Raw genomic sequence first — 11335 nt, forward strand, 5'->3', positions numbered from 1 at the left:
CCGCCGAATGCGGGCACAACGGCGGCCACCTGGGGCATAGCCGCCCCCGCCGGCTGCACGAAGGCCACATCGTACGGGGTTCCATTGACCGTCACGCGAAGCTGATCCGCCTGCTGCGTCCCGATCTCCACGTTAAAATCCTGTCCACCGACTTTGAGCTGATACAACATATGGGTATTCCTCGATTGTATTAAAGGGGTTATCGTCGACCGGCCTGCCGAAACACGGCCAACCGTTCCTGCATGATGCGCTCGCGTCCAGCCAGGCTCCAGGCCATCCCAGGCGCCGGTGCGTGTACCGATGCCGATGTCGATGTTTTCGGGAGCTGACGGATGACCGCCATGGCCGCAGCCGTGTCCCGCAGATAGATGGCCGCGGCAATGGCGGCCACAGCTGCTTCGGACATGTTCGGTTCGGTCGGAGCCGCCGGTTTCATCGGCGTCGCAGGTACAGCCGGGGCCGGCGGCGTCGGTTGTTGGACCGACGCGGCCTTCCGTGCCTCGGCCGGCGGCTTGGCCTGGTGTGTGCGCGCCAGCCAGGTAAATACCCATCCCGAGGCAAACATGCCGACCATCAAAAGCGTAAGGACGAAAAAAATACCGAAAAAGCGGATGAAAAGCGTGCCCAGGGCATACCCCCAGAAGGAATCGCGGGGACCACCGATGAGCTGGATCCGTCCGTTGACGGCCCCATCGGCATCCCGATCACCGCCGTCCTGGATGTCGATGACGATCTCGCGCACGCGATTGGCGATCAGGCGGTTCTCCTTCTGGGCGTCCCGGATCCAGGGAGCCGCCAGATGGGGATTGAAGACGTAAAAAGCCGTCGACATACTGAAGAAATCCGAACGCAGGGCCACCCTGACGGTTCCCCCCGGGGCGACATCACGGACGTCAACTTCAAAGGCTGCCGACTTGAAGTTCTTGATATCCACCTCGGGTCGGTCGATGGTGAAAAAATCGACGCCCTTGACCCCTTCCAAGGTTCCGCCCGAGGCCACCTGAAAATCCACGGTGACGCTGGTGCTTTTGGCCCGCGGAATGAACTTCGCCGAAACCCAGTCACCGTTTTGGGTGAACACCGGATTGGGTTTCTCCGTGTCAACCGAGGAGAAAAGGCCCGTGGCCTGACCATCGGCGCACCAGAAGAGGCCAATCAGGGCCGCTACCAGGAGCGACCGGAACGGTCGATGCTTGTGCTTGCATACGGTTCGCATGGTTTGCCGCCTCCTATTGAAACATGGCGATGAACATACCGGCGGCGGCGGCCGAGCCGATAACACCGGCCAGGTTCGGTCCCATGGCATGCATGATCAACCAGTTGTCCGGATCGGCCTTGAGCCCTTCGGAATGGGAGACGCGGGCCGACATGGGCACCGCCGACACACCGGCCGAACCGATCAGGGGATTCATCTTCTCCTTGATAAAAAGGTTCATGATGTGCACGGTAAGAATGCCGCCGAAGGTGCAGACCACGAAGTCAAGCAGGCCGAAACTGAAAATCAACAACGGCTTGACGGTCAGAAACTTCTCCGCTTCCATGGTGGCGCCCACGGACAATCCCAGAAAAATTGTCACGATGTTCATCAGGGCGTTCTGGGCCGTGTCGGAAAGGCGTTTGACCACCAGCGATTCACGCATGAAATTGCCGAACATGAACATGCCCATCAAAGGGGCCACGGCCGGCACCATGAGAATAATCAGGATCGAGCCGATCAGGGGGAAAAGAATTTTCTCACGTGGCGAGACGGGCCGCAACTGGCGCATGCGGATGCGGCGCTGTTCCGGCGTGGTTAAAAGGCGCATGATCGGCGGCTGGATCAGTGGCACCATGGCCATGTAGGAGTAGGCCGCCAGGGCGTTGGCCCCCAGAAGATGCGGCGCCAGCTTGGCGGTCAGGTAGATTGTGGTCGGACCGTCGGCGCCGCCGATAATGCCCACCGAGGCCGCTTCCTTAAGCGTGAACCCGAAAAAGAGCACACCGATGTAAGTGATGAAAACCCCCAGTTGGGCGCCCGCGCCGACAAGCAGTGTCTTGGGGTTGGCGATCAGGGGCCGAAATCGGTCATGGCCCCCAACCCCAGAAAGATCACGCAGGGAATCACCTCCCACTCGACGCCGTACTTGTAGAACACCCGGATCAGTTCAGGGGCGCCGTGTTCGGTGAAACCCATCAGGGGCACCAGGGGAAAGTTGACCAGAAAGATGCCAAAGCCGATGGGCACCAAGAGCAGGGGCTCGTATTTCTTGACCACGGCCAGATAAAGGAAAAAGAAAGCCACCCCCATCATGATCACCTGCTTGAAAACCAGGTTCGGTAGACCGGATTGGGTGGTCAGAATACTGACAAGCAGATCCAGGACCTGATCCCACGACATAAGCGTTCTCCTTCCTTTTACAACGGAATGTTGCCGTGCTTTTTGGGCGGGTTGACGTCCCGCTTGGTTTTCAGCAGCCGCAGGGCCTGGATCAGTCGCGGGCGGGTGTCGGCCGGGTCGATGACATCGTCGATGTACCCCAGTTCGGCGGCCTTGTATGGATTGGCGAATTTCTCCCGGTAGTCCTCGACCCGGCGCTTGCGCTCGGCATCGGGATCTTCGGCGCCTTTTATGGCGTCCCGACAGATGATGTTCACGGCGCCCTCGGCGCCCATGACGCAATTTCAGCCGTGGGGAACCCCACTACCAGATCGCCGCGGATATGCCGGGAGTTCATCACGCAGTAGGCACCGCCGTAGGCCTTGCGGGTGATCACGGTGATGCGCGGCACCGTCGCCTCGCAAAAGGCGTAGATCAGCTTGGCACCGTGCTTGATGATGCCGCCGTGCTCCTGGTGGGTGCCGGGCAGGAAACCGGGGACATCCTCGTAGACGATCAGGGGAATGTTGAAGGCGTCGCAGAAGCGCACGAAGCGAGCCCCCTTGAGTGAAGCGTTGATGTCCAGGCAACCGGCCATGGAAAGGGGCTGGTTGGCGACGATCCCCACCGTGGCGCCATCCAGGCGGCCGAACCCGACCACGATGTTCGGGGCGTAAAGCGCCTGAACCTCGAAGAAATAACCGTCGTCCAGGTTGGAACGGACCAGCTCGCGAATGTCATAGGGTTTGTTGGGATCGCTGGGCACCAGTTCGCGCAACGCCTCGTCCCGGCGCAGGGGATCGTCGGTGGCCGCCACGCAGGGCGGCGTCTCCAGGTTGTTTTGGGGTAAAAAGGCCAGCAGTTCGCGGATGCGTGCCAGGCAGGTGGCGTCGTCAGGCTCTGCAAAATGGGCCACCCCGCTGGTGGTGTTGTGAGCCATGGCCCCGCCCAGGTCTTCCTTGGTTACCGTCTCGCGGGTGACCGCCTTGATCACCTCAGGGCCGGTGATGAACATGTAGCCGGTTTTCTCCACCATGAAGATCCAGTCGGTCAAAGCCGGTGAGTAGACCGCTCCGCCGGCCGAGGGTCCCATGATGGCGGTGATCTGGGGGATGACGCCCGAGGCCATGACATTGCGCAGAAAAATATCCGCGTACCCGGCCAGGCTCATCACCCCCTCCTGAATGCGGGCACCGCCGGAATCGCAAAGTCCGATCAGCGGAGCCCCGACCTTCATGGCCATGTCCATCACCTTGCAGATCTTTTCGGCGTGCGAAAGGGAAAGAGAACCGCCGAACACGGTAAAATCCTGTGCAAAGACAAAGACCTGGCGTCCCGCCACGAGCCCGTGGCCGGTGACGACACCGTCCCCGTAAATCTTTTCGGCGTCCATGCCAAAATCCACGCAACGGTGGGTTTTGAAGCGGTCCAGTTCAACAAATGTGCCGCTATCCAAAAGCCGGTCAATCCGCTCCCGGGCGCTGAGTTTGCCGGCGGCATGCTGTTTGGCCATGCGGTCCTCACCACCGCCGGCCAGCGCCTGGTCGTTTTTGCGGGCCAGCCGATCGAGCTGTTCGTTGGAGCCCATGATGCCTCCTTGTCTATCCAATTTATTAAAATGGTGAACAAATGAAGATGAATGAATCTACAGCATTCAAGATAATGAAGGGCAGAGTCTGAGCAACGACCATGCCATGCCGCCTGCGCACTTCCACCACTGCCGATAAATGGATAAAAACAGATGAAATCCAATTGGATGGAATGTTCGTTCCGGCCAGTGGAACAGGTAACGAAGCCGATTATAGACCCGCCGATTCCGATTGACCGGACCCATCGGAGTTGGGAGTACTGATTACCCGCAACGATTCATCACAATTGCACTTCCAAGAGAACTTGGGGGATCTGTAAAAGCTCGATAGCGAGAATCAGACGGGCTTCAAACAACCCCTTCAAGGGGCGATCTCGCCGACTTCGGTAACCAGATGGTCGACCATGGCCAGATCGATGAAATCATGGGAGAAGGTCTGCATGTGAAAGGTGAAACCGGCCTCGGTTTTATCCTGCATCTCATTGTAGATATGCTGTTCGGGCAGGGATGTGTGGGCGAACTTGATCGATTCGACGAAAAGATAGACCGGTACATGGTACCAGTGGCACAGGCTGACCACGTTAGCCGTGCCGATGCCGGCCACCACCTGATTGTCCGGGGTCACCGAAACAGCGCCGACAAACAGCTTGCCGGCCGACCGCAGGTAATGGCTCAGGTTGTATTCGGGAATCACGATGTGGTCGACGGCGTGTTGCTCCAGCTTCTTGATCAGCTCCTTGGTGCGGAGGAAATCCTGCTTGAGCACCAGCACCCGGAAAGTCCGTTTCAAATCCGTGTGCGTCCGCACCAGGGCGTCCCGGATGTAGGCCGTGGGTGAATGGACAATGATCAGGTCGCCATCGGCAATGGCATCCATGCAATGTCCGGTCACCCGGAACGTGGCCGATTCAAACCGCGCCTGCTGCCGGCTCAGGATCTCCACGGCCCGTCGCCGGGCCGCTTCCAGGGGAAGATCGCCGGCGGCATTCATCTCCTCCTCGAAGGCCTCGATCAGATGCACCAGGGGGACGACCTTGGGCTCGGTATTCTTGATGACCGTATTGAGCCGATGAAGCATCGGCCTGAATTCGTCGGGTGCGCATCGCAGCCGCTGGACCGCATCCATGTAGGACTTAAGGGCCACGACCGTGGTTCGTGACGTTCCCAAAGCCTGCATGTAGGCCCGAATCAGGTCATAGAGGGTCTGATTAGACTTGTCGGTCATACGCATATCCATATGTAAACGGTCAATCCCAGGGAACAGATCACCAGGGAAAGGAGCGCACCGGGAGCGCTCCAGCGGGTGTACTCGCCGAATGAAATCGCGTATCCGTATTTCTTCAACATACCGGTGGAAATGATGTTGGCCGACGCGCCGACCATGGTCAGGTTGCCGCCCAGGCAGGCGCCCAGGGAAAGGGCCCACCAGAGGATATTATGGGGCACGGGGTTCTGGGCCAGCATCATCTGGACGATGGGGATCATGGTGATGGTGAAAGGGATGTTGTCGATAAAGCCCGAGACAATCCCCGACACCCACAGCACCATCAAGGTCATCACATACACGTTGCTGCCGGCGCGCATGAAGATATTGCGGGCCAGCCATTCGATCACGCCCTGCGCTTCCAGGGCGCCCACTAGAATGAACAGGCCGGCGAAGAACAAAAGGGTGCTCCACTCGATCTCCAGAAGGATCTGCTCCATGTCCATGCGCGTGATGATGAACAGAATCATGGCCACGGTCAGTGCCACCACCCCGGGGGAAAGGTGGGTGACCGTCTGGGAGACGAACAGCAGCAGAACCACGCCGAGGCAGACCACACTTTTGATCAGGAAGGTGCGGTCAATTTGGGTTTTAAGGAAAACGTACTCGATCTTCTCGATCAGCAGTTGAACGGAGAAGAGCTTGATCAGGTCATCGTCGATGGGTTTGAAGCCCTTCCGATGGGCAGCCCAGAAATAGCCCATCACGCCCACGGTGGAAAGCGCCACGGGAACAAACAGATTGCCGATGAACTGGTTGAAGGTCAGCCCCACCTCGGTGCCGATGATGATATTGGGGGGGTCTCCCACCAGGGTGGCCGTGCCGCCCAAGTTGGAGGCCATGGCCAGCGCGACCACGTAAATGCGAGGATCCAGGCCCATGCCGCGCGTCAGCTCGACAATGATGGGCACCATGATCAACACGGTGGTGACATTGTCCAGAAAGGCCGAAATCACCGCTGTCACGGAACAGAAGAGAATCAGGATACGCAGGGGCTGGCCACCGGTCATCTTGGCGATACGCACCGTGATCATGGAAAAGAAGCCGGTTTTTTCAGCACCGCCACGATGCCCATCATCCCGATGAGCAGCATGATGGTCTCATAGTCGATGGTACGTGCCGCGGTGTGCTCGTCGATGACGCCCAGGATCAACAGGGCCATCACCCCGAGCAGGGCCGCAATGGCCTTGTTCATCCACTCGAAGGCGATGAACGCATACACGACGACAAAAACAGTGATGGCAATCCATGCATCCGGCCCCATGGGGTCACTCCAAATTATCAAATGGGTTGGTTTAGAACGCTTTCAGCAAGGGGGAACACGGCGATGCTGCGAAACGGGCCGCGATGACCGGCAAAGCGGCACCTGCCGCGCGTTCTGCTCCATTGGACCGACAGGATCGCGCCAAGGACAGGTCCCGGACGGCCGGAGAATCCCCCCGTAGAGAAAAGGAAGATAATAATGAGTAGTGTTAGTCCTCTGCTTGTTAAAAGTCCAGGACATTTTCACAGGCCGGTTGGCAGGTGATCCGGAAGCCCAACGATCGGCATTTCATTACCTTTCTTTTGACGACGGAGCCGGTGCTCGCCTGGCCCAAGCCTGGATCTGCCGGGCTTCCCGCTCCGGAATGCCCAGCTGGCGCAACAGCGCATAATGCGCCGCCGGCGCCAGCTGCTCGAATTCGGCATGCCAACGGGCCATGGCGGCCTCGTCCATGCCGGCGGCGGCCAGCATCTTGACCCACAGGGTTTTGTCGATCACCGGTTCGTAGGGCCCGCTTGCCATTTTGGTCAACATGGCGGTGAGGATACGTTGCTGGTTACGCAGGTTGAGGATCTGTTCACCGATCGCCCGCAGCCGCTTTTCCAGGATCTTGACGTCGGGACGCTCCTGGGCGGCCAGCAGGTGCCGAACGTCTGCCAGTGAAAGACCGGCATCCCGGTAGAGACAGATCTGGGCCAGCCGGTCTCGATCCTTTTGGGAGTATATCCGGTAGCCGGCCATGGTCCGTTGGGAGGCGCGCAACAGCCCGATGCGGTCGTAATGCAGCAGTGCGCTGCGGGAGAGCCCGAAAGTGCGCGCCAACTGCGAAATCGTATAGGTCGGCATGCGTGATCCCGTGAAACCGGCGGCCGCAACCGCGGCCACCGGTTCGATTGGTTTTTTGTTAAATGATCTTTAGCGACTGTTCTGCCGGATCGTTGTGATCTCGCGTCCGGAATCGCCAGCCATTTCAGAAACGCGGCATGGGCGTCGGGATGACGTGTTTCGAATACCCGGTGCCATTTCATCATGGTTTCCTCCGACAACCCGATTTCACGGAACATGTCGACCCATTCGGCCTTGCCAATCGTGTTTGACATGGTCACTCTCCTTTCATGGTAGATGTTCGGTTTATGCCATGGCCATGACAGGAACGGCTATAAACTGTGAAGTTGTTGTCGGGTCAACAGGAAAATCGCGATACACGGCAATGTGCTATGACCAAGCATGTTACATTGCATGTTGCCGCGCTTTCCAAATTTCTGATATACATGCAGTGTATTTTTTTGTTCGGTTGAACGGGCATGTTGCCATTGAACGATGACGAACTATTTTCAGGGAGACGAGAAAAGATGAAAAAATCACGGGAGCACTGATTATCGGATTCGCTATTTGCTTTATCGGCTGTGCACCGACAATAGCAACAAAATCCATCACAGAGACAACACATCCAGACGGTTCGAAAACCATTTCCGTCACGAAATCATTGTCTCAACATATCAGCGTGATGGAAACCTCTTCTACGGCAGAAGTGAAAAACACCTTCAAATAGCCGATCACAGAGAGGGCCGGATGATAACGGCCCTCCTTCTTCATCAAAAAATGCCATGCGAATCGTTTTTTTGACCATCATTATTTTGTCCATTCTATCGGGATGTTCTCATACGGATTGGATGTCAACCGATAAGATCAAGGACATTCAAAGAAGTGCTGACATATTGGAACTGCATGGCAAGCCGGATGACATTGAAAGATTTGAGAACCGATATGAACAATGGAATTATCATTTCACGATATATAAACTCATTTCATTGGAATGCATCCAGGGTGAATTTCATTATGTTCTCACTCCAGAAGGCAAGGTGATAAATAAAGATGCACAGATTATCACGCGCAAATTGGAGCTGATACCGGCACGCGGATTACCTGAGGCGTTCGCTATTTTTGAATAAGAAATCCTTCTAATGGGAAAACAGATCTTCACGCCGGTGGTTCAAAGCGGGAAAACGGGTTCGTATGCGTTCCAGTTTCGCTGTATCGATTTCCCCTGACAGAGGCGTAGCGCCGTCCGATGCCTGGGCGACGACGACGCCCCACGGATCGACGATCATGCTGCGACCGAAGAATTGGTGATGGGGAGGCGCGGAGCCGAATTGGCCGGCGGCGCAAACCCAGCACAGGTTTTCCACCGCCCGTGCCCTGAGCAGCAATTCCCAGTGGTCGCGACCGGTTTGCAGGGTAAAGGCCGCCGACACGAGGATGACCTGCGCGCCCTGCTGGATCAACCGGCGGAACAATTCCGGAAAGCGAAGATCGTAACAGGTGCCCAGGCCAAAAGTCAGGTCACCGATCTTGACGGTCACCGTTTCGTTGCCCGGCGTAAAGGTATTGGACTCCTTGTAGACCTTGCCGCCGGGGATTTCCACATCGAAGAGGTGAATCTTGCGGTACTTGGCGATGAGGTCCCCATTTGGATTGACGATGATCGCCGTGTTGAAAATGCTCTCGTCGGCAGCCTCCAGAAAACTGCCCGAGTGGATATAAACCCCATGCCGGATGGCTTTCCGGCGCAATCGGTCGACGCTCGGCCCGTCCATCGGCTCGGCGTTGGCCGGCATGGTTTCCTCGGCGCCGATATAGTTGAAATACTCGGGAAGCATGATCAGTTGCGCCCCGTCCCCTGCGAGGCGGTCGATCAGGTCTTCCGCCTGGGTAAGATTGGCTTGCTTGTCGTTCTGGCTGTTCATCTGACCGATGCCGATCCGCATGCTGACACCCCCCATCATGGCTTTTGAAGAGAAAATGTCCATCCGAAAGTAGCGGTGGCCCCTATTCCGGGGTGGCACATCCTGATGGTGGCCTCATATAACGCGGCCGTTTGTTATGTCCAGTTTTTACAAGGTGCGGCGGTCAGTGCCATGTGCTTGATCTCATCGGATCGAATAGGCATGGGCCGCCTCCTTTACCCGGGTCGCGCGGGGATTGAAAACACCGGTCGCCACGATGGCCTCGCCGTTCTCCGGCGGCAATCGGCCGATGATGATGCTGGTAAGCATGGCGGCATGCAGGTTTTCTCGAAGGCGTCGCCGGAAAGCCTCCGTATCCTTGTCCTTGCCCCGCCCGATGAATTGCCAGGTCACCAGCCGTCCGCCAGGTTGCAACCAGTGCCGCAGCAAGGGCAACGTCAGACCGGGTGAGGTTTGGGCCAGGAGGACAACGTCAAAGCGCTTCGGCGGCTTCTGTCGCCAGTTGAATGCCGCCGCTTCCACCACCACGCCACCGGCCGCCGCGATGGTGGCGGCGATCGTTCCCCCGGTGTGACCCGTCAACAGTACCCGATCTCCCGGGACGACCCCGGCGATGTTGACGATCGTTTCATCCAGTGTCGGTGCGTCTGCCCATGGCGGCTCCGACGGGACCTTCGCCAGTCGGCCATTGCCGATTGCATTGAGGTTCATCGAGATTCTCCTTGGCTTGTCTGTCCATCCGTTTGGGTTGGCAACACGTCGAATGGTATGGATGTAATCCGGCACCGGTCAAAATGCCAATCGTAAGAACGGATGAAGGCCTTCACAAAAGCTGATTGACAGGCACACGGCGCTGGCTTAGGATTTGCGAACCTTTTGCCAACCCGACGCCACCCGAATCAGCATGGAATTATATCACCTCAAAACATTCATCACCGTTGCCGAAGAGGGGCACCTGACCCGCGCCGCCCAACGTCTCAACACCAGCCAGCCCGCGGTCAGCGCCCATATCAAAAGCCTGGAGGAGGAGCTGGGCATCATGCTCTTCACCCGTACCCCCAAGGGGATGCGGCTCACCCAGGAAGGCGAGGTGCTGCAAACCCAGGCCGCCAAGGCCCTGTCCATGATCGACACGATCCGCGACCGGGCCGGCGCCCTGAAGGAGGCGGTCAGCGGTGTGCTGCGCCTGGGACTGCACATCGATTCCCGCTATCTGCGCATCGATCGGCTGCTCTCCCACCTGCGGCACCACTACGGCCAGCTGGACCTGCACCTGCTCCAGCGCTGGAGTTGGCAGCAGTTCGAGGATCTGCCCAAGGGACGACTGGACGTAGGCTTCGTTTATGGCGCGCCACCTAGCAAGGAGATCGAAGCGATCCTGCTGCACCGCTTCAATATTCGCGTGGTGGGGCCGTCTGCCTGGGCCGAGCGCATGGAGAACAGCAGTTGGGAGGCGATGGCCGGCATGCCCTGGGTCTGGACGCCGCCCAGCTGCACCTTCCGCACGGTTGCCAGCGAGGCCTTTGCCCGGCGCAACCTCAAGCCGGTCAAGGTCACCATCGCCGACCATGAACCGTTAGTGGCCACCCTGGTCTCCGCCGGCATCGGTCTGGCGGTAATGATCGAAGAAGAGGCCCGGACCTATCAGGAAACCGGACAGGTGGCCATTTGGAACGAAATCGTGGGCTCGGTGGATCTCAATTTGGTCTACAACCGCCGGCGGGAAAAAGAGGCGGTCATCCGGGCGGCCATCGATAGTGTTAGGGCCATCTGGGAATGCTGACCCACAGAAATATCCTCAAGGTCGCCGCAGTCGTGCCCGACCCACGGCGACCATTGGCTTGATCCGATCGCGCCCTTCTGCTATGGCACTGGCCGAAAAACGATAACAACCCCAAAACAACTCACAACCAACGGTTGCATGAACCCAAGCGACAATATCGACAAGGATGAGATTTTCCGTTTCGAAGCCATGGCCGCCATTTGGTGGGATCCCAGGGGCGAATTGAAGGCCCTGCACGATATCAACCCCCTGCGCCTGGCTTACGTGAATACGCGTGCGTCGATCCGCGACAAGCGGGTGCTGGATGTGGGCTGTGGCGGCGGCCTGCTCACC

At 58.1% G+C, this 11335-nt stretch carries 7 protein-coding genes and 4 pseudogenes; 3 read left to right on the forward strand and 8 right to left on the reverse strand.

Annotated elements, in window-relative coordinates; genetic code table 11:
• Positions 1-199: 199 nt before the first annotated feature.
• The 6 genes and pseudogenes from JCM12296_RS27985 to JCM12296_RS28015 form a co-directional block, all read right to left on the reverse strand.
• Positions 200-1216 carry a hypothetical protein gene (locus tag JCM12296_RS27985; protein ID WP_054699994.1) on the reverse strand — a complete coding sequence of 339 codons (1017 nt, stop codon included), beginning with the start codon at positions 1214-1216 and terminating at the stop codon, positions 200-202.
• Positions 1217-1229: 13 nt separating this feature from the next.
• Positions 1230-2377: pseudogene (locus tag JCM12296_RS27990) on the reverse strand (sodium ion-translocating decarboxylase subunit beta).
• A 17-nt stretch (positions 2378-2394) separates the two neighbouring features.
• Positions 2395-3944: pseudogene (locus JCM12296_RS27995) on the reverse strand (acyl-CoA carboxylase subunit beta).
• 361 nt (positions 3945-4305) lie between these two features.
• Positions 4306-5169 carry an eIF2B alpha/beta/delta subunit family protein gene (locus tag JCM12296_RS28000; protein WP_054699996.1) on the reverse strand — a complete coding sequence of 288 codons (864 nt, stop codon included), beginning with the start codon at positions 5167-5169 and terminating at the stop codon, positions 4306-4308.
• Positions 5166-6472: pseudogene (locus JCM12296_RS28005) on the reverse strand (ArsB/NhaD family transporter). The gene JCM12296_RS28000 and the pseudogene JCM12296_RS28005 overlap by 4 nt, the downstream one beginning before the upstream one ends.
• Positions 6473-6763: 291 nt before the next feature.
• The gene (locus JCM12296_RS28015) at positions 6764-7318 is read right to left on the reverse strand and encodes a MerR family transcriptional regulator (RefSeq protein WP_054700006.1); all 555 of its coding nucleotides are present in this window, start codon (positions 7316-7318) and stop codon (positions 6764-6766) included.
• Between the two features lie 827 nt (positions 7319-8145).
• Between JCM12296_RS28015 and JCM12296_RS28020 the strand changes: the two genes are divergently transcribed.
• Positions 8146-8424 (forward strand): hypothetical protein, encoded by a 279-nt coding sequence (locus JCM12296_RS28020; RefSeq protein ID WP_157067962.1) that lies wholly within the window; start codon positions 8146-8148, stop codon positions 8422-8424.
• 9 nt (positions 8425-8433) lie between these two features.
• On the opposite strand, the gene JCM12296_RS28025 is transcribed toward JCM12296_RS28020, so the two are convergent.
• Together JCM12296_RS28025 and JCM12296_RS28030 are read right to left on the reverse strand one after the other, a co-directional pair.
• Positions 8434-9240: a carbon-nitrogen hydrolase family protein gene (locus JCM12296_RS28025; protein WP_054700008.1), complete on the reverse strand. Its 807-nt coding sequence runs from the start codon at positions 9238-9240 to the stop codon at positions 8434-8436.
• Between the two features lie 162 nt (positions 9241-9402).
• Entirely contained in the window at positions 9403-9930 is a 528-nt protein-coding gene (locus JCM12296_RS28030; protein ID WP_054700004.1) for a hypothetical protein, read from the reverse strand.
• 193 nt (positions 9931-10123) lie between these two features.
• Here JCM12296_RS28030 and JCM12296_RS40375 point away from each other — a divergent pair, with 193 nt between their 5' ends.
• Together JCM12296_RS40375 and JCM12296_RS28040 are read left to right on the forward strand one after the other, a co-directional pair.
• A complete protein-coding gene (locus tag JCM12296_RS40375; protein WP_054700010.1) occupies positions 10124-11002 on the forward strand; it encodes a LysR family transcriptional regulator in 879 nt (292 codons plus the stop codon).
• Positions 11003-11140: 138 nt separating this feature from the next.
• Positions 11141-11335 (forward strand): annotated as a pseudogene (locus JCM12296_RS28040) (bifunctional 2-polyprenyl-6-hydroxyphenol methylase/3-demethylubiquinol 3-O-methyltransferase UbiG); the annotation flags it as partial.

It is taken from the genome of Desulfosarcina cetonica JCM 12296 (assembly GCF_001311845.1).
Classification (GTDB): domain Bacteria; phylum Desulfobacterota; class Desulfobacteria; order Desulfobacterales; family Desulfosarcinaceae; genus Desulfosarcina; species Desulfosarcina cetonica.